General features: G+C 60.5%; 16 protein-coding genes and 1 pseudogene. 5 read left to right on the top strand and 12 right to left on the bottom strand.

The annotated features are described in order from the left end of the window. Positions 1-12 precede the first annotated feature (12 nt). Entirely contained in the window at positions 13-1,260 is a 1,248-nt protein-coding gene (locus WM40_RS05135; RefSeq protein WP_024905933.1) for a dienelactone hydrolase family protein, read from the bottom strand. Positions 1,261-1,649: 389 nt separating this feature from the next. Here WM40_RS05135 and WM40_RS05130 point away from each other — a divergent pair, with 389 nt between their 5' ends. Continuing rightward, a complete protein-coding gene (locus tag WM40_RS05130) occupies positions 1,650-2,687 on the top strand; it encodes an AraC family transcriptional regulator (RefSeq protein WP_024905932.1) in 1,038 nt (345 codons plus the stop codon). A gap of 77 nt (positions 2,688-2,764) precedes the next feature. On the opposite strand, the gene WM40_RS05125 is transcribed toward WM40_RS05130, so the two are convergent. The 8 genes from WM40_RS05125 to WM40_RS05090 form a co-directional block, all read right to left on the bottom strand. Then, a complete protein-coding gene (locus tag WM40_RS05125; protein ID WP_046152350.1) occupies positions 2,765-3,505 on the bottom strand; it encodes an ATP-binding cassette domain-containing protein in 741 nt (246 codons plus the stop codon). Continuing rightward, positions 3,502-4,269, bottom strand: a complete 768-nt coding sequence (gene ssuC, locus WM40_RS05120; protein WP_046152349.1) for an aliphatic sulfonate ABC transporter permease SsuC — start codon at positions 4,267-4,269, stop codon at positions 3,502-3,504. The genes WM40_RS05125 and ssuC overlap by 4 nt, the downstream gene beginning before the upstream one ends. A gap of 161 nt (positions 4,270-4,430) precedes the next feature. After that, on the bottom strand, positions 4,431-5,438 hold the full coding sequence (locus WM40_RS05115; RefSeq protein ID WP_046152348.1) for a sulfonate ABC transporter substrate-binding protein: 1,008 nt from the start codon (positions 5,436-5,438) through the stop codon (positions 4,431-4,433). A gap of 172 nt (positions 5,439-5,610) precedes the next feature. Continuing rightward, the gene (locus tag WM40_RS05110; RefSeq protein WP_236693389.1) at positions 5,611-8,187 is read right to left on the bottom strand and encodes a bifunctional diguanylate cyclase/phosphodiesterase; all 2,577 of its coding nucleotides are present in this window, start codon (positions 8,185-8,187) and stop codon (positions 5,611-5,613) included. Between the two features lie 133 nt (positions 8,188-8,320). Then, positions 8,321-9,010, bottom strand: coding sequence for a methylamine utilization protein (locus tag WM40_RS05105; protein ID WP_024905928.1), 690 nt, complete (start codon positions 9,008-9,010; stop codon positions 8,321-8,323). Positions 9,011-9,092: 82 nt separating this feature from the next. Continuing rightward, positions 9,093-9,584, bottom strand: a complete 492-nt coding sequence (locus WM40_RS05100; protein ID WP_236693388.1) for a group I truncated hemoglobin — start codon at positions 9,582-9,584, stop codon at positions 9,093-9,095. Between the two features lie 2 nt (positions 9,585-9,586). Then, a complete protein-coding gene (locus WM40_RS05095) occupies positions 9,587-10,543 on the bottom strand; it encodes a DUF3034 family protein (RefSeq protein ID WP_024905926.1) in 957 nt (318 codons plus the stop codon). A gap of 428 nt (positions 10,544-10,971) precedes the next feature. After that, positions 10,972-11,319 carry a putative holin gene (locus tag WM40_RS05090; protein WP_081765216.1) on the bottom strand — a complete coding sequence of 116 codons (348 nt, stop codon included), beginning with the start codon at positions 11,317-11,319 and terminating at the stop codon, positions 10,972-10,974. A 407-nt stretch (positions 11,320-11,726) separates the two neighbouring features. On the opposite strand from WM40_RS05090, the gene WM40_RS05085 reads away from it, so the two are divergent. Together WM40_RS05085 and WM40_RS31165 are read left to right on the top strand one after the other, a co-directional pair. Further along, positions 11,727-11,933 carry a hypothetical protein gene (locus tag WM40_RS05085; RefSeq protein WP_157685714.1) on the top strand — a complete coding sequence of 69 codons (207 nt, stop codon included), beginning with the start codon at positions 11,727-11,729 and terminating at the stop codon, positions 11,931-11,933. A gap of 502 nt (positions 11,934-12,435) precedes the next feature. Beyond that, positions 12,436-14,082: a tannase/feruloyl esterase family alpha/beta hydrolase gene (locus tag WM40_RS31165; RefSeq protein ID WP_236693394.1), complete on the top strand. Its 1,647-nt coding sequence runs from the start codon at positions 12,436-12,438 to the stop codon at positions 14,080-14,082. Positions 14,083-14,094: 12 nt separating this feature from the next. Here the strand turns inward: WM40_RS31165 and WM40_RS05075 are convergent, their stop codons facing one another. Then, positions 14,095-14,904, bottom strand: a complete 810-nt coding sequence (locus tag WM40_RS05075) for a GntR family transcriptional regulator (RefSeq protein ID WP_046152290.1) — start codon at positions 14,902-14,904, stop codon at positions 14,095-14,097. A gap of 623 nt (positions 14,905-15,527) precedes the next feature. On the opposite strand from WM40_RS05075, the gene WM40_RS05065 reads away from it, so the two are divergent. Further along, complete coding sequence (locus tag WM40_RS05065) at positions 15,528-17,111, top strand: complex I subunit 4 family protein (protein WP_024905920.1); 1,584 nt, start codon at positions 15,528-15,530, stop codon at positions 17,109-17,111. Here WM40_RS05065 and WM40_RS28575 read toward each other — a convergent pair. After that, positions 17,098-17,532, bottom strand: coding sequence for an RcnB family protein (locus tag WM40_RS28575; protein WP_046152289.1), 435 nt, complete (start codon positions 17,530-17,532; stop codon positions 17,098-17,100). The two genes, WM40_RS05065 and WM40_RS28575, sit on opposite strands and share 14 nt — an antisense overlap. A 793-nt stretch (positions 17,533-18,325) precedes the next feature. On the opposite strand from WM40_RS28575, the pseudogene WM40_RS31160 reads away from it, so the two are divergent. Beyond that, positions 18,326-18,580, top strand: a pseudogene (locus WM40_RS31160) (hypothetical protein); the annotation flags it as partial. Positions 18,581-19,048: 468 nt separating this feature from the next. Here the strand turns inward: WM40_RS31160 and WM40_RS28570 are convergent. Beyond that, positions 19,049-19,369 carry a hypothetical protein gene (locus WM40_RS28570; protein WP_236693387.1) on the bottom strand — a complete coding sequence of 107 codons (321 nt, stop codon included), beginning with the start codon at positions 19,367-19,369 and terminating at the stop codon, positions 19,049-19,051. Positions 19,370-19,679 lie beyond the last annotated feature (310 nt).

The raw sequence follows: 19,679 nt of genomic DNA, 5'->3' as shown, positions 1-19,679 counted from the left end.
AGGATGTGAAGATCAGCGTCGTGCATCGTTTGCCGGTTCGCTGTGCCGCCAGCGCTGCATCAATCTATTCGACGGCACGGTTTCATCTAGCAATTTGCGCGCGGTATCCACACCGGTGGTCGGGAGGCCGTTCGGGTCGAGCAGCCCGATCTGCACCAGCACGCTGGCCTGATCCCAATAGATATGCTCGTGATAGAGCTTGTCGCCACGAAACTTGACGATCGCGAGCAGCGCGATCTCGACACGCTTGCCCGTAGGGGCAACGCCAGGCAGCATCCAGTCGATCTCGGTCGTGTGCGTGAAGCGGAATATCATTTCGTCCACTATTTGTGTCGCACCAATCGTGCGCGAGATCGGCGTCATCTCGGTATCGGGCGGATTGGCATGGACGAAATGATGGCGATAGAAACGTGCGAGTTCCGTATGGCCAACACCACCAGTCAGCGTTGGAATATGGTTCACATACGGCTCGCTGACCATCGTTGCCATGGTGGCATCGACATCACGCGTGGCGAATTCATGTAGCAGGTGTGCTTCCCACAGTGCTGAAAGATCATAGTGCGGCCCCATCGTTTTACGGAATGCGGCAATCGCGCGCTCATGCGCCATCATCGAGGCGGGCTTGTTGAAATGGTTGCCACCTTTACGGGCAAAGCCGTGATCCACGCGCGGATAGACATACACTTCGATGTTTTTCTTGCCCGCTAGCGCGGTGGCAATACGCGCCTGTGCCTCGGGCGGGCAGAAGCTGTCTCGTTCGGGGATATTCAGTACAAGGCGCCCCTTGATGTCCGCGGCTTCCACCAGCGCGTTTTCGATGCCGACGCCGTAGTAACTGACCGCGCACGCAACCGGGAGACGGCATGCGCACAGATAAGCGAGTTTGCCGCCAAGGCAGAATCCCAATACGCCAGTCTCACCGACGCATTCCGGCAGGGCGCGGAGCACGGTGAGCGCGGCGTCGATATCCGCGACGCCGAGGTCTTCGTCGTAGTGGCTATAGAGATCGAGCGCGCGCGCGAAATCCGCCTCCGTGTAACCCAGTTCGATGCCGGGTTCCGCGCGCCAGAACAAGTCGGGAACGAGGACGGTGTAGCCTTCCTCCGCATAGTAGTCCGCCAACTCCCGCATCGTGGCGTTGACGCCGAAAATCTCATGGCACAGCACGATCCCCGGACCCTTGCCTTGCGCCGGGCATGCCAGATACGCGCGAAATGTGCCGCCGTTTCGTGCGGGAATATCGATGTATCTTCCTTTCATGGCGGTTTCTACTCTCGTTTGATGTCGAGACTAGTGTTCGATGCCTAAATAAACGGTTCTATCCGCTTTATCCGGCGGATATCCACGGACTCCGGAAAACGACAAAGGCGATACGAGCGCGAGTTGTGGTGTAAGGCCGCCAAGCGTACGGAAATAACGAAAAAGAAGCGGGTACGGGTAAAGGAGGGTGGCCGCTCGAATACCGGTGGCTTAGAGTGCAAATCGATTGCGTGATGGCCTGGTTCTTGCGTTTTCGGCTTTTATAGAGCACGGAAGCGATGCCACTATCCGAATCCTCCACGCGGCTATCCACTTTCTCGGGATGGCTGCACGGGATTGGGGTATCGCGCACAGGGCAGGTGCAAAATGGATGGTCCTGGAGAACTTCGATGACGCCTTTTTCCGTCGTCCCCTCGCTGGCCGGTGCGGCTTGCTTCAATGAAAGCAGCCTGCTGTTGGAGTCAGGCGATTTTGACGAAGTGCGCGAGCGCGTGGGCGCCGTATTCAAGCCGCACAAGCTCGCGTTTGCAGGGCGCTCCGAGCGCTTCGTTAGCCGGATGCATCGTGCGCAATACGGCAATCTGACACTGAACCTGCTCGATTACGGCGCCGATGTAACGATCGATCCAGAACGACTCGGCAGTTTCTTCCTGTTGCAAATGCCCCTGCAGGGCGGTGCGGTGATCGAATGCGGCGATAAATATTTCGACTCATCGCCGCATGTCGCGTCTTTCGTTTCGCCCACGCTGCCGTTGCGGATGCGATGGCGGCATTGTCCGCAAGTCGTGCTGCGCATCGAGCGCGATGCGCTCGAGCGGCACTGCGCCAGCCATTTCGGCGGCGAGGGACGGCGCGTCGTGGAGTTCGATCCGTCGTTCGAGATGACCTCGCCGTCCGCGCTATGCTTGTTGCCGTTACTACGCCTGCTGGCGGATGCGCTTGGCGATCCCGCGCATCCGTTACGGAATCCGTTGGCCTACGAACAATTCGAATCGACGATTCTCAATGCACTGATCTATGGGCAGGCCAATAATGCGCGGGACGGCATACGTGCGTCCCACCGGCCGTTGGCGCCGTTTTACGTCAAACGTGTCGAGGAATATATTCGGGCGCATTTGCATGAGCCGCTGACGATCGAGCAACTTGCTGAGTTTTCCGGCGTCAGCGCCAGCACGTTGTTTGCCGGATTCAGGAATCGCCATGGCGTCAGCCCGATGGTCTGGGTGCGCCAGGCGCGTCTCCAGCAAGTCCGTGACGAACTGCGTGGCAAGCACGGCGAGCCGCGATCGGTCACCGATGTTGCATTGAAATGGGGGTTTTCTCACCTTGGCCGATTTGCGATGGAGTACAAGCGCACGTTCGGTGAATCGCCATCGTCGTCATTGCGTCAAGTAGGCCGTAAATCGCGTGATGACTCTTGCTGCTAAGGCAGGGGCCGCCACCAATCGATGTTGCGAGACTGCGTGATGAACGTATATGTGCCGGGACACGGCGGCGCGATACCCTACCGTGCCAGCACGCGACGCAGCACCGCAGCCTCGATACGTGCAAAAGTTTCATCGCCCCGTTGACGCGGCCGAGGGAGGTCCACCCGCTGATCCATCACGATCTGCCCGGCTTCGATCATGATGACGCGATCCGCCAATGCAACGGCCTCCTGCACGTCATGCGTGACGAGCAGTGCGGTGAATTTCTGAGATTGCCACAGCGTCTCGATCAACGAATGCATTTCGATGCGCGTCAACGCGTCGAGCGCGCCAAGCGGCTCGTCCAACAACAGCACGCGCGGTCGACGGACCAACGCGCGCGCCAATGCCACGCGTTGTCTTTGCCCGCCGGAAAGCACCGCCGGCCACTCCGCTGCGCGATCCGACAGGCCGACCGCTCGCAGGGCGGATCGTGCCTTGTCGGCGCCATCCTTGCCTAATCCGATCGCGACATTGTCCAGCACGTTTTTCCATGGCAGTAGACGCGCATCCTGAAACATCAAGCGCAGGCTGGCGCGATCAACGGACAGATAGCCGGAGTCAGGTTCGTCGAGGCCCGCGATGGTCCTCAGCAAGGTGCTCTTGCCACAACCGCTGCGGCCGACGATCGCGACGAATTCGCCTTCTCGCACCTGCAAGTCGATATGTCGCAACACATGCTGTTCACCGTAATGCTTCGACAGGCGTCTGATATCCACGGCGGCGGATGCCGCGTCGACGTCGGTGACCGGTTGGCTCCCAGCCAAGGTGACGCTCATCGTTTCACCCCACGTTTCTGGTGTTCGGGGTGCCACTTCAAGAGCCAGTGTTCCAACGCTTTTGCAAACAGGTCCGCGAGCTTGCCAAGGATGGCGTACAACAGAATACCAACCAGGACGATATCGGTCTGGAGGAATTCCCGTGCGTTCATCGTCATATAGCCGATACCGGATTGCGCGGATACGGTTTCCGCGACGATCAGCATCACCCACATCAAGCCCAGCGCGAACCGCACGCCAACGAGAATGGACGGTAATGCGCCAGGGAGAATGACATCGCGAATCAGTGGCCAACCTTGCAAGTCATAGCTTTTCGCCATCTCGATCAATGCCCGATCCACGGTGCGTATGCCATGGAAGGTATTGATGTAGATCGGGAAGAATACGCCGATGGCGACCAGGAACAGCTTGGCGCTTTCATCGATGCCGAACCACAGGATCACCAGTGGAATCATCGCCAAAGGCGGGATATTGCGCACCATCTGCAGCGTGGTATCGGTCAGCAATTCAGACAGGCGCGAGAGGCCATTCGCGAGGCCAAACGCGAGTCCCAAAATACCACCGATCGCGAGGCCTGACAGGGCCCGCACGGTACTGGCTTCCAGGTCGGTCCATAGCTCGCCCGACCGAGATAATGCCAACGCCGCGCGCCCGACCGCGAGCGGTTCCGGAAGCACCCGTGAGGACAGATGTCCGCTACGCGAAGCGAGCTCCCATAACGCCAGTAAAAGCAGGGGAACGAGCCACGGCGCCGTTCGATACATCGCATGAACGAGACGCCGACCGTAAGGTCGCGAAGACAACCGGGACGATTTTTCCCCGACGTGAACCTTGCCTGCGTGCGCGCCGTCAATGCCTTTATCGGCATTGGGACGCTGGCCTGCGTGTAGTGGCCCGAGGCGGCGCGATAGCTCGGTTTCCGCCATCAGACGTTCACCAGCGTGGCGTCGCGCACCCGGATCGGACGCGGGATCAGTTTGAGCGCATAAAAGGCGTCGGCGATACGTTGCTGTTCCACCAGCACGGGCGCATCGATCGGCTTGTAGACATGAGCATAGTGTTTCAGCCCCGCCTCGATGATCTCCGGCGGTAATCCTTGCAGCGGTGACAAGGCTAGCGCCGCGGCGCGCGTATCGGCCAATATCTGCTGGCCCGCAGCGGATAATTGATTCAGCGTCAGCTTGACGATGTCGTCGTGGGCCTTTGCATAAGGCCGTGCGGTCAGGAAGAACTGGTGATGGCTGACAACGCCTCGACCATCAACCAGCAAGCGCGCCCCACTTTGCTGTTCCGCCGCGGCGAGAAACGGGTCCCAGATGGCCCATGCGTCCACGGAACCCGAAGTCAATGCCGCTCGTGCATCCGCGGGTGCGAGGTACACCGGCTGGATGTCGCGATATGTCAGCCCGTGTTTTTGCAGTAGTGCGACGATGAACCAATGGACGTCTGATCCCTTGTTGAACGCGATTTTGCGGCCTTTCAACTGCGCAACATTGGTAATTGCCGCGTCTTTTGCCACCAGGATACCTTCGGCCTGAGGCGTGGGCACTTCATATGCGGTATAGACGAAATCGGCACCGGCGGCCTGAGCGAAAACGGGAGGGGCTTCGCCCACGTAGCCGAAGTCGATCGCGCCGACATTCAATCCTTCGAGCAGCTGCGGTCCCGCGGGAAATTCCACCCACTTGACGGTAACGCCGGCGGGAGCGAGCGCTTTTTCGAGATTGCCGTTTGCACGAAGCAAGACCAGCGTGCTGGCTGCCTTCTGGTAGCCAATGCGGAACGTGTGCGACGCGGTCTGCGCGAACGCTTTTTCCATGGGCAACGCGAAGGCTGCACACGATGCCAGCAAAAACGACGTTAACGCGCGGCGCTGCGGGTCCGCTGAAAGGGAGGGCACCGTCTTGGGATCGGCTTTGGCGTGTCGTTTCATCTGGCGGGAGCGTGTCTGATGCGTGAGGATCGGAATGGTCATTTTGACCGCCGATCCTAGCTGCTCTTGCCTGGCAAATCCAACGACGAATTCTGCTATCGATAGCGCCAATTCTGCGTTGGCGCCCGACGAACGAAGTACGCTGCCCCTGATCCTGCCCGCGGGTGACCGTTCAGGTCTTATCGACGTCTGGTCGGGGCACGCCAGCCATGGCGGCATTGCCGGCGCCCCGATGCGCGATGGCGTGCGCGGATGCGACGTGCTGCGTCGACGTCGCATTGCTGGCGGCCTGGACTGCGGCGGCCACGACTGCCTCCGCTTTCAGCTTCGCATCCCATTCCGCCAGCCAGACTTCCAGCCGTTCTGGAGGCAGGGGGCGACTCAGATGATAGCCCTGAGCCAAGTCGCAATTCAACTCACGCAACTGGTTCATCACCTCGACGTTTTCGACGCCTTCTGCCACCACCTTCAATCCCATGTTATGGCCAAGGTCGATGGTCGAGCGCACGATGGTTTTGTCGCTCACATGCTCGGCCATCCCCATCACGAAAGTGCGATCGATCTTCAGCTCATGCACCGGCATGCGTTTCAGATATGCGAGCGACGAATACCCGGTGCCAAAGTCGTCAATCGACAGGCGAATGCCCAGCGCATACAACTTGTCCAACGTGGCAATCGCGTGCGCGGGATCGTCGATGATCGCGCTTTCGGTGATTTCCAGCCATACCAGGTGGGGCGGAACCTTGTACTTCGCGAGTACCGTGGCCATCTTGGCCGGCAACGCGCTATGGATCAAGTCGCGCGCGGACACGTTGACGGAGATGGCCAATTCGACGTCGCGCGACAGCCATTCCGCGCATTGCGCCACCGCACGATCGATGACCCAGTTGGTGATTGCCTTGATGTAACCCGTTTGTTCGGCAAACGGAATGAACTGGTCTGGCGGTACGAAGCCGCGAACCGGATGCTCCCATCGTACCAAGGCCTCGACGTACTTCACCTCGGACGTGGCCAGATCGACCTTTGGTTGATAAAACAGCATCAGCTCGTTCTGTTCCACGGCCTGACGCAACTCGCTCATCAACGAGAGACGATCCGCACGGTTCTTATCGTATTTGTCATCGAAGGCCATGCGACCCAGGTTGCCGCGTTTCGCGACATACATCGCGATATCCGCGCGGCGCAGCAGCACACTGGCGTCGGTGCCGTCTTTCGGAAAGGTGGCAATGCCAATGCTGGCACCCACGTCGACGAACTGATGCTCGATGTAAATCGGCTGCTCGAGTGTTTTCAAGGTAAGGTCGGCCACGCGGATCGCGGCGTCGCTATCGGTGTCGGGCAGAAGGATCGCGAATTCGTCGCCACCCAGCCGGGCGACCATGTTGGTGTAGGGCGCGAGCGCGCCGCGCAGACGATCGGCTGCTTCGCGCAACAACTCGTCGCCGATATGATGGCCCAATGTATCGTTGACGTACTTGAATCGATCCAGATCCATCACCATGAGGCTGAAAGGGGGCAACGCCTCGATAGTGGATGTTTCCGCCGCCGCCTCGCCACCGTGTTCCGGCGCGATGCCCGACACCGCCCGCGCCTGGGCGCGTTCGATCGCGCGTGCAGGCTGCAATGCGTCATCCAGCCGCTCGGCAAACCGTGCGCGGTTCGGCAGGCGCGTAAGGCGGTCCGTGTATGCCAGTTCCGTGATTCGCTGCTCGCGTTCGGAAATACCTTCCTGCATAGTGTTGAAAGCTTGTGCCAACTGGCCGACCTCGCTGTCATGCGGGATCTGGATCGGCTCTGAATAGTCTCCGAGGCCCACGCGGCGCGAGAAACGCGTCAGCGCGCCAATAGGCTTCGTAACGCTGTTCGCCGTCAACAGGCTGCCGAGTACGGACATCACCAGGCCGACGACGGTGATCAATAGCAGGGCGGTTTGCAGACGGCGGAACGGCTGTAGCGCATCCGTCAGCGAACGCTGCAGCAGCACGGCCATCGGCGCGGTTGTAACGGTGTCGTTCAGGCGCACCAGGCGGCTGACATAGTCGCGATCACCGCCGTCCCACCGGGTGGCGTCGGAGCGGCGCCCCCGTTCGTCTTGCGCCCCCGGCTCGTCGAGCGACGAGGCAAGCGATTCCCAGTTCTTTTTGCCGTCGCGAGCCATGAACGAGATGTCCAGCGAGAGCAGTGCCGCCATTTCTTTCGCGGTGGTGGTGTCGATCGCGAAGCCCATGCCGATATAACCGATCGTCAACGGCGCCTTTACCGGCACGGCCACGATCTGGTAAAGCTGTCCGTTGAGCATGCCGATCATGCGGGCCGAACCTTCCCGGGCGGCCTGCCGAATCATGTCGGGAAACGGAAACACCTCGCCGGGCAAAATCGGCCCGGCCGTATCGGCGATCAGCTTGCCGTTGGTATCGGCCAGCATCGCGAGCTTTGCGTGGATGCGGTCGCCGTGGTTCTTTAGCGCCGAATCAATCGTGCTGACGTCATGTGTCGCGACGGCGGCGCGGAAGCCAAAGTCATCCGAGACGACCGATGCGGCCTGCGTCAGTCGTTCGCCGTTGGCGTCGAGGATTTCATGCAATACACGCTCGGCCACCGCGAGTTCCGCGTTGGCATTGGCATACGCGTTCGTCCGGATCACCGAGCTGATGATCAGGAAACCGGCAATCTGTACGGCCAGCATCAGCAATACGATCGTGAACCCGATACGGGCGCGAAGACTATGGAATGGCATGCGAATCAACATGGCAGGCGCCTCGTTGCACTGCTAGGCGTCGTGACGGCCGCGAGCCCGGCGCCGCTGTCCGCGTCATGCGCCATCCCCGGCAGGCGGGCGGGGGCGGGGACAGGCGTTGCGCCGGTGGTCCGGGCGGGCCGCATCACGACGACGGCTTCAATTCCACGCGCATGCTGGCCGCGCTCGTGGTGTTCGCCGCGCCGGCGGTCAACGGCTGCGTGACCCGTCCATTCGGATCGGTCATCTGGTAGTGCCAGACTGTCAGCGTATAGGCGCCCTGCGGCAGTTTCATCAATTGCGCGCTACCGGTTTTGTCGGTTTTCGCAAAATACGGCGTATCCACCACCATCAGATAGGCCAGCATCTGATCATGGATATTGCAGCCCATTACCACCAGGCCACTCTTGTCGAACACCACAGGTTTTGCATGCAATCCGTGGTAGAGATGCAGGTCGAACTTCTTCGCGTCCGAGAACGAGTACACATCGTGCTCGAAGTCGTCCTTGTTCGGGAAAGTGACCGACGTGCCGGTCTGCACTACCGAAATCAACGGCACGAATTTGCGTTTGACTTGGTCGATGGTGGCCGTGCCCGACGTTGTCGGCGGCACCGTGTCGCCGGACGGGATCGCCCAGACCACGGCATCATCAACGGCGGCGCCGCTCTGGTCTACCACCTTGACCGATACGGTTGCCGCCATGGCCGGCATGCCCACCATCGCGCCGACGAGCAGCAGCGATGTGGTCAGCAAGCTGGTGCCGACATGACGCAGGGCGCGATGCATCGGCGCCGATGACGTCAGCAGGAACGGCGATCGAAGAAGCGGGCACATAGTGGTCAGTCCGTCCGGGCGTTTCGCCCAGGATTGAGCGCGCCCATTCCGGATAACGGACGTGCGCGAGGATTCTTTACAATTACTCGCGATCCTGGATGTCGCGGTACATCGGAGCCAGTTTAGCGAGCAGTTTGTTTTGCAGTCGGAACGGAATACCGTGCTTGTCCATCGCTTTCTGAAGGTCTTCAATGGTCGCGTCGAACGCTGCGCGGTTGATGCCGTCGCCTGCGTGCGTCTGCTTCATCGACCGGCCGGTATAGGTGCAGCCACCGTCCAGCAACATGCAGAATTGCTCACCCAGGAGCTTTTTGACGCGAGTCAGCGACACGCCCTCGAAGTAGTCTTTCGTGCGCGGGTCCGCAAGCAGATTGTCGTAAAAATCATCGATGATCTTCGACATCTTCGCTTCGCCACCGAACTGCTGGTATAGCGTTTCGGCTGCCTTTGCCGGGTGAGTGAACAACATCGCGGTGGCGACGAAAAACGTGGTCGCCGCGATCAGGAGCAAGGTGCGTGGTGTCGGTTGCGAGTGCGTACGCGATGATGAAACGGAAACAGGGGCTCGGCGCATGGTCAGAATCCTACTTGGGCGCTGCCGTAGACGCCGCGTTGGCGACGAAACGTAGCAATATCGCCTAGGTCGACATAGGCAAATGTCAGAGAGAAATACTTGGTTGGCGCCCACGCAATAAACGCATCGTAGGCATCTTGCTCACGCGCAAATCCCAAATTGTTCGGCTTCATCCGGTATTCCACGCCCACAGCAATGGATTTCGACAGCAAATAGGCGGCGGACGCTTCGAAAGCGGCTTTATAGGAATTGGATTTGTCGCCGCCAAATCCCAGAATGCCGAACTGATTGGCCTTCGTCATACGTAATGTGCCGTTCAATAACAGGCTTTGCGCGAGAAGCAGCTTGGTCGCCGAGACATAGAAGTCGGTGCCGGAATCGCTGCGGGCGCCCAGCGCCTTGACCAGTGCACCGTTGTTGTTGCGCTTGAACTGCATGCCGACAGCGATCTGTGGCACCCACGTGTCCTGGTCCAGGACCGCATCGCCCAGGACGCGCACCTTGACGCCGAACGTATCCATATTGATGCGATAGCCAGCGCCCAGGCCCAGCGCCGCGCCCGCGGAACGGGTGTTCAGTTGCTGGTGGGCCATCGACAATTCGACCCGGTTGGCGATGCCGATTTCCGCGCCATAACTATTGATAGCGAAATCCTGCGTATGGACGTAGGTCGCGTGCGCGTTGCCGCCAACCTGGCTTCCGGTGCCATAACCGCCGATGACGGCCCATGGCGTCAGTCCGCCGCCGGCGGAGCCTTCTATCTGGGATACCCCGCCGGTCAGCAACAACTTGCCGCCGAAGTCGGCCGTACCCGCTGTGCCGGTCAGACCGGCGTTGTCCGAGGCGGAGGGAACCTGGGCCGCTGCATCGAACGTCAGGACAAGCAAGGCCGTGGCTACCAGACAGCCCAGCAGGCATTGAAACGTGGGCGCGAACTGGAAGAGGGATTTCGTGGACATCGTTCAGTACAGTGCGGTTGGCGCATTTACAATTGGCGATACAGTTGCCATCTCAGGCCACTTCAGCCGGTTATTTTTGATAGCGGCAAACGTTTGTATAACTTGAATGAAATGCACCTGTAATATGCCGATGCGGTGCAAACACAACATGATCAAGCGGGGTTGTTAAAAATTACCTGGCGTGCATCTCAAAAAAACTATGGGAAATCTTGTGCCTGCGTCCACGCGTAGCGCTTGATGACGATTTGTACCGATTGCACCCCCGTTTAAATTAACTAGCGCTATTTAATCGCTTAAGCACGAAACGAAACGCATTCAACGAGAAGCATCTTTAAATTGACTTATCAATAATTATGTCGGCAGCATTATGCGAAGCGAACGATGAACCCATTACATCGCAATCCGCCCCCTACATGTGTTTTAAAGCGTCATTTACCACGGGCAATAGGTGGAAAAACGTCGCCGTCGAGACGCTTCCGTAATCGCAGGGTTACGGCAACGGCGGTAGATGCGCCAAGGAACGCAGCGATGCCTGCGTTTGTCAGTGGCGTCTGTGCGATGATCTCCGCAGCGCTGAAGTAGCCGGCCACCAGGGATACGAAACCATGGCAGGCACGTCGCGCGACGGATCGACTGCGTGATACCGTGACAATCAGTATGGCGCCGGCGAATGCACCGATCAACGCATCGGCATCGAGCGGGTGTGCGATCAATAGCGCAGCCAACGATGTCTGGATCGATTGCATCGTCATGGGAGTCAGAGGGGAGAAAGTCATGGCATCGCCTCGAGTGACTGCGTAGCCGCAGACCTGTCATGCCAGCGCGATATGCGATGGTCTCTTATCGTCGGTCGGAACGTGCTCCGTGTCACGTCGACTCGACGGTGTACGCCGATGACGTGAGTCGCGCCGCCGATACATCAGAATCGCTGTGTCCAAGACGGTAAGTGAAATGACATGGTGTAGGCACGAGCCTGACGTACGAGTGAGCCGTGACTCCTTCTAAACGGATCTAGACGTTAGCAGCGCAACGCTGTGCTTGATCTGATGACATAGGCAAATGCCTGGGGGGGGGTGTTTTTATAAGGAATGCAAATGATATGATCCCTAATCCCTAAGTGCATGTTCCGGCGTCTGTATCTAATGCGACTTTCGCGGCGTGTCTGCATACGCGAACGGTGGTGGTGCGCAAGCCGGTAGGTTCCACGCTACGACGCTTTCTGCTTGAGCATCCGGATCTTGCTGTCGCCAGCGAGGACCTGACGCGGACGATTTTGTGCGACACGTTAGCCTATGACCGTTACCGCGGGGTGGGTGGGCAACAGATGAACGCATCGCTTGCAGTGTTGCGGCGCACGCACAACAGTCAGACGTCTGCCATTCTGATGTGAGAGGATGGAGAAATTCTCCAACGCCCACTTTCGAATGCGGTGCGCTTAACCGGCTCCGCGACTGCCCTAGTCTGTGCTGAACGATCCTATCCGCGCCTTATCGGCGCAACGCCCCCTGGTTTTCCGCACGCTTGCCGCACGGATGCGCGCCGGTCCGGTCGGCCGGTCAAAGGTCATTGCACGTGCGGTGTGTACCAGATACAGAACGCGCGCCAATCTTGGCATCGTACGTGTCGTATTGCTGGCCGGCGCATTTGCAGGACTCGTGCTGGCCATGATGATCTCGCCGGTGTCGGAGGCAGCAACCGGTGCCACCGGTATCGTGCCGTCTTCAAGGGCGAGTGCGCCGCTTGTGCCATCGGCAGCGCCGACCGTCGTGGCGCCCGGTGATGACGATCGATTTGCAAAGCCAACGGCACAGGCCAGCCGCACGACGGGCACGCGCCTGGGCCTCTCACGCGCCACATCGGATTTCATCGCTCGGTGTAACGGCCTGGACAAGATGATGGTGCCTGCATCGGCGATCGACTTGCCGACGCGCGGGGCGCAGATCAACGACGCCGCTTTTATCGCCGCGGATGCCCAGGGGAATCGCAACGGCGCCTATTGCCGGATCGTTGGCGTGATCCGCGCGACGCTTGAGACCACGCCCGATATCCGGTTCGAGGTCAATCTGCCATTGCGCTGGAACGGGCGTTCGTTGCAGATGGGCGGCGGCGGTTATAGCGGCGTGCTAGTGACCGGTACCGAACCTACCGCGTTCGCGCCTTACGCATCACCGCTGTTTCAAGGCTACGCCACCTACGGTTCGGACTCCGGGCATGTAGGGAATGCGAGCCTGGCAAATTTTGCGACGAATGATGAGGCAGTCATCAATTTCGGCTATGGGCATCTGAAGAAGACGCACGACGTGGCATCGGCGCTGATCAAGCTGGGCTATGGTCGTGCCCCATCGGAGCGATACTTCGCTGGCGGCTCGACGGGCGGGCGGGAAGCGCTGACTGTGGTGCAACGTTTTCCCGACGACTATGACGGCGTCATCGCCAACGCGCCGGCGTTAAACTTCTCCGGCGTGCGCCTGATCGGGGTGATGGTGGGGCAAGCGGCGTATGGCCAGACGGATGGGAACAATGCCGTGCCGGTGCCTCCGCAGACGGACGGCGGCAAGCCGGCCGGAGGCGACGGTGGCGGTGCGTCGAACCAACTGCCGCGTGACGATGACACCGCGGGCGTGCGGCCTCCGGGTTATGTCGGACCGGCACTGCAGCGGCGGGTCCGTGAGATCGTGCTGTCGCAGTGTGACGATCTGGACGGTTTGCGTGATGGCATTGTCTCGAACGTGGCTGCGTGCCGGCAGCGTGAAGGCCAGATCATCGCGGCCCTGCGCTGCCCGGCGCAGCAGCGCGACTGGGTCAGTGCGCGACTTTGCGCGACGCCCGCGCAAATGCATACGCTTCAGATATTGCGCAATGGCCTGAAGCTGCCCTATTCATTGGCGTATGGCGTCTCCCGCTATCATGGCTACAACGTGTTTGCCGGCGTCGACTTCACCAGTGGACTGGGGCTAGGTAGTTCGCCGCGATTGACGCGGCCATTGCGCTTTGACGCCAACGGCTATCTGTTCGCGCAGGCGGATGGCTATATGAAATACTTCGTGACGCGCGATGTAAGGTTCGACACGCTACATTTCGACGTGTCGCACCCTGGCCGATGGCTGGACCGATTGGTGGCCCTGTCCGACGTCGTCGGCGCGATGAACCCGGACTTGTCGGGGTTCATCGCGCACGGGGGAAAGATCATTATCATGCACGGTCTTGCGGACGAGGTGATCAGCCCTAACGAAACCGTCGCATTCTATAAAACGTTGGTGGCGCGATATGGTCAACCCATCGTTGACGCTTTCCTGCGCCTTTATCTGGTGCCGGGCTTCCAGCACGGTAATGGCGTGTTCATCCCGGCGTTCGACGAACTGACCGCGCTGGATCACTGGGTGACGAACGGTCAGGCACCCGAAACGCTGGTGGGCGCGGATATCGTCCGCGGCACGAATGGCCGGACCCGGCCCCTATGTCGGTACCCGACTTATCCGCATTTCAACGGCAAGGGCAATCCGAACGTGGCGGCTTCGTTCACCTGCATGATGCCCTGACGCCGATCCGCCTCAGGCGATCTGCTGGACGATGTAGTCGATATGGAATTCGGCGCGGTAATAGGACTCGCCGCTGATCAGCGGTCGCCCGGCGCCGTCACGCAATGTGTAATCGCGGATCAGCAGCGCGCTGCCCGGGGCCACGTCGAGCTGGGCGGCCAGGTCCGGGGTGGCAGTGGATGCGCGGATCTTGCCCACCACTTGGCGGACCGGTGATCCCAGTTCATCGAGAATCCGGTGAATCGACCGGCTATGCAGCATTTCCACGGTGATCGCACCGCCAATGGCGGGGGGAATGATCCGGATCTCCAAGCTGGCCCGCTGATCGCCGATGACGCGCAGGCGGCGCAATTCGAACACGCGCTCCGTTGCATCCAATTTAAGCAGGGCGCCATGCTCCTCACCCGCCGCGCGGGTGACGAAGCCCAGTACCTCATAACTGACGCTGGCACCTTCCAGCGCCAGCTTATCCTCGAACGACGACACCTCCGTCAACTGCAGTGGCGCACTGATCGAGCGCATCGAGACAAAACTGCCGCTCCCCGCACGGCGCACGATCAACCCTTCGAGGGCCAACTGCTGCACCGCACGCGCGACTGTGGCGCGTGCGGCCTTGAACTGCTCGCATAACGCGGCCTCGGTGGGGATCTGGTCGCCCTCTTTCAAGCGGCCACTCGCTATCTCGCCGCGAATAAAGCGTTGAATCTGTGCGTAAAGCGGCAAATGCGCATGGGAGCCGGACGAGGCTGCCAGGACACCGGGCGGCTGACCGGGCACGCCCGAGCCACCGCCGTCGCCACCCGACATGCCGTCATCGGTCATGCTTGAAGCGGAAAAGCCGGACTGAAGGGGGAAAGGTATTTTTCTAATCATCAATTCGACCGGCGAGTTCGGGTCCACGGGCGGCGTACCGTCTTGGCCTGCCGATAAATCTTGGCCTGCCGATAAATCGTATATGAGAACAATACGAATGGGCAATTACCAATCGCGTCCCCATCACATCGATGTCAAAACCGTGTGAATACGCGCACCATTCAATAAAAAAACGTGGATGCTTTGTACCATTTCGCGCAATGGACTATTGTCCGGCGCGGCGAAAACGCAGCGGCATGGGCACCGTTGTCTGAAAATGTATTGTCGGCCCAAGGGCTTGTGCTGCAAAAAAAAGGTGAACCGGTTATGCTCGTTTACCCAAATACAGCGCCGTCGGCGAGAGTGGATGCGGTAACGATTGCGGTGCCAAGGTTTCGCTGCGACAATTGGGCGCAGTTTTCGGGTGCGCCCCGGGGAACGCCTGCGCGCGTCGCTTGCGCGCCACAGAACGCGCCCTGACGCCGACGCGGGACGTGCTCCTGTCTAACACCGGGCGCCTGCTCGATGTCCGACAAGCGCGCACATTGCCAGCGTCCACCGTCCCACCGCGCTAAAAACGAATTCGTTGATCAATGCAATCATTTCCGCTGCTTAGCCTGGCCATCTGGGTCCCCATCGTTTTCGGCATCGCCATTCTGTGTGTCGGCTCATCGAAGCGGCCGGCGCCAGCGCGCTGGCTGGCGCTGACCGGTGCGATCCTGGGGTTGCTGCTGACCGTCCCGCTCGTGTTCGGTTATGACGCCACGTCCGGCGCCGAGCAATTCGTCGAGCAGGCCAACTGGCTGCCGGCGTTGCATAGCACCTACCACCTGGGTATCGACGGCATCTCTCTGTGGCTGGTGGTGCTGACCGCGTTCACGACCGTGGTGATCGTGCTGGCTTCCTGGCGGTCGAAAATCCGAGTGCCGCAATACCTGTCGGCATTCCTGCTGCTATCCGGTTTCCTGATCGGGGTATTTACCTCGCAGGATGGTCTGCTGTTCTTTGTGTTCTTCGAGGCCACACTGGTGCCGTTCTATCTGTTGATTGGCGGCTGGGGTGGTGCCAACCGGGTGTATGCGGCGGTCAAGTTCTTCTTCTTCTCGTTGATCGGCTCGCTGACGATGCTGGTCGCGCTGATCTATCTGTATCACGTGTCGCATAGCTTCGATATGGCGACTTGGTTCTCGATGCCGTTGACGCTGTCGCAGCAAATCTGGATATTCCTGGCCTTCTTCGCGGCGTTTGCGGTCAAGGTCCCGATGTGGCCGGTTCATACCTGGCTGCCCGACGCGCATATGGAAGCGCCGATTGGCGCCTCAGTGATGATGAGCGTGCTGAAGCTCGGTGCCTACGGCTTCTTGCGCTTTTCACTGCCGATCACCCCGGATGCCAGCCACTTCTTCGCCCCACTGCTGATCGCGCTGTCGCTGATCGCCGTGGTCTACGCCAGCCTGGTCGCGCTGGCACAGACCGACATGAGCAAGGTCATTGCCTATTCGTCGGTCGCCCATATGGGTCTCGTCACGCTTGGCCTGTTCATATTCAGCCAGATCGGCGTGGTTGGGGCGATCGTCCAGTTGATCTCGTATGGTTTTGTCTCGGGGGCGATGTTCCTCTGCATGGGGGTGCTGAGCGATCGGATGCAGACGCAGTCGATGACGGCTTATGGCGGTGTGATCAATACCATGCCGCGCTTCGCCGTTTTCATGATGGTGTTCACGATGGCAAACGTCGGTTTGCCGGGCACGTCCGGTTTTGTCGGCGAGTTCATGGTCATCATGGGCGCGATCAAGTACAACTTCTGGATCGGAGTGGGCGCGGCATCGACGATGGTGTTGAGCGCCGCCTACACGCTATGGATGTACAAGCGCATCATCTTCGGACCGGTGGCGAACGAGCGCGTTGCAAAACTCAAGGACCTGGGCTTGCGTGAAATGACCGTGCTCGGCGCGATGGCGTTGGTCGTGATGGTGATCGGTGTGTATCCGCATCCGTTCACGAAGGGGATCGACCCGTCCACCGCCATTGTGCTGGCGCAGGCAACGCGATCGAAGATCGCGGTGGCATCGGCTGAGCCGGCGGCGGCGCAGGTCGCGGCACAGCGCGACGATGTCACGCGTGCCCTGCCGCGCAGCATCGCCGACAGTGGCACGTCGCGGGTCAACGGCCTGTGATGATGTCCCGGATGACGCCTGAACCGATGGCAACCAGCAAGTAGTCACCGTTCACCCCGACCCAATGGTAACCGCGTGGTGGCGGTTGCAATTGATACTCGCGATAATTGTCGATGACGTACTGACGATCTCGATATTCGCGGGGCAGTGGGCGCCCGCGTTCGCGCCATCCGCCATCCATCGGTGCGGGTCCCGGACCGCGTGCATCGACGGGTCCCGGACCGCCAGGGCGCGCCATCGGCGGCCGGTGCATTTCCGGGCGTGCGCCTGGGCCGCCACGATCCGGCTGCGAGGACCGCATGCCGGGCGCATGGTGGTCGGGCCCGGCGTCCTGTGGTGGCATGTTCTGTGCAACTGAAGCGGTCGAGACCACGGCACATGCTGCGGCAATGAATGCGGCGACCGATAATGTCTTCTTCATTTAAAGCACTCCCCTGATCGAACCTTCCATGTCGCGGATGCGGCATGGCCAGCTTGGTGTTATCGAAACAATCCGCCACGCGGTAAGCCGGTGATGGCATTCCCGTCATGCAAGCCGCATGCCATTGTCTTTTCATTTCTCTGGATCACCTATGTCGAACGACTACAGGGCGTCCGGCGGGACCGTGCTCCCGGTCTCGTCCGTCGGGCCATCCGGCTTACCGGTGGCGAACGCGACCGCACGGTTTTGCATCGGTGTGGATGGTGGCGGTTCCGGCACGCGCGTGCTGATCGCGCCGTATGCGCCATCTGCGACCCCGGCCGGCACGGCGCGATCGTTTGTGAGCCCGCATCCGACCGATGTGTCTGGCGGAGTGCCCGTCAGCAAAGGCGTTGTTGATCAATATGATCTGCCTGTGGGTCTTGCCTGGCCATTACGCGGTGCGGCCGGTCCTTCTGGCCTTGGCCTTGGTATCGAACGTGCCTGGGACGCCATCACGCGCGCCTGTACGGACGCTTTCTCTACCGCAGGGATTACGTGGCAGTGGCCTGATTGCGTCATGGCGTGTGGTCTGGCGGGGGACAACCATGCGCCTTGGCGCGATGCGTTTATCGCCAGTGCGCCGCCGTTACGAGGGTTGTCGGTATTCAGTGACGCGTTCACGACCTGGGTCGGCGCGCTCAGCGGCGGGGGCGATGCGCTTGACACAACGAAGATCGATGGCACGATGGGTCGCGAATCTGGAAAGCAACCCGGCCAAGAGGGCCGTGGGCGGGCACGGAGTCGCGCCGAGGCGCCGACACGGGCGCACGACAACGCGCAAGACGAAATCATCGCCGGTGTCGTGATTGCATTGGGGACCGGTAGCATCGGTTGTGCGATGGACGCGGAACACGGTTGGCGTACCGTGGGTGGCTTCGGTTTTCCGGCGGGTGATGAGGCGAGCGGCGCGTGGTTCGGCCTTCAGGCGGCAGGCTATGCGCAGCGGGCGCTCGACGGCCGCGTGCCGATCGACGCGTTGGCGCGGGCGTTGATCGACGCCATGGGGTTGCCAGAGCGCACTGGAAACGTTGCGGCCGCGCCGTGCCATGCCGATGCCTCTCCTATCGCAAAAGTTGAGGCCGGCCCGGCGCATCACTCAGCGGCCAATGATCCGAACGCGGACGCGCCGTCGCATGGCACGTCAGGCTTGGCGAGCGGGCGGGACCGTTTGCAAGCGTGGCTGACGTCGGCGAATCAGACCGATTACGCGTCCCTGATGCGGGTGCTGGTGGACTTTCCGGACCATCCGACGGTTCGGGCGCTTCGCATGCGTGCCGCGGCTGACGTCGATGCCATGATCGATGCGCTTGACCCGGGCATGACGCTACCGGTGGTGCTGGCGGGGAGTGTTGCTCCTTGGCTGGCGGATGCGCTGGCCAGCCGTCATCGGTCGCGGCTCCGTCCCGCGGTCGGCGATGCCGCTACGGGTGCGCTGCGGATGGCCCAAGGCTGGATCAAGCAGCCCTGAGGTGCTTTAGCGGTTCCAGCCCGGCGGCGGCGGACCACGGTGCCGGTAACGATGCGGCGGCGGTGGCGGCGGAGGGGGAGGACGGTGCCAATGCCGACGACGGTAACGACGCGGTGGTGGTGGCGGCGGCGGCGGGGGGCCGCCTACATAGCCGGGTGTTCCCACATTGATGCCGATATTCACCGGGGCAGCCTCGGCATGGAATGCGGTCAAGCCGACGACCGCCAATGCGACGACGGCCAGCGACTTCCCGAATGCATGCCAGACGCCGCGGGCCGCGCCTCTGGATAGTGTGGCGGCCGCCGAAGCGGCCAGGTCGTTCTTCATCATTACCTACCTTTTTGTTCTGGTCTGTCGGCCGGTCATCACAACCTGCATGTAAGACGATGCCAGATTCTGCTTTCTTACGCTTTGTAACGCATGTGTTTACCTTCCATGCATTGGTTCGACGTCATTCCGGCCGATGGATTGGGCGCTAGCGCATCTGCATGTCAGCCAGTCTCGTGCGTCGTAATCGAACGATCGCTCGGATACTTACTGTTCGATGCCGTCGTAGCAGGCGAGGCGTCGCATGTCGCAGCCGGGGCACCAGCACAATTTGTTGGGCATCGCCAGTGCAAAGTGGTGCAATCGGAAA

The sequence above is a fragment of the Robbsia andropogonis genome (assembly GCF_000970345.1).
Taxonomy (GTDB): domain Bacteria; phylum Pseudomonadota; class Gammaproteobacteria; order Burkholderiales; family Burkholderiaceae; genus Robbsia; species Robbsia andropogonis.
This window is presented reverse-complemented; position numbering and strand designations above follow the sequence as displayed.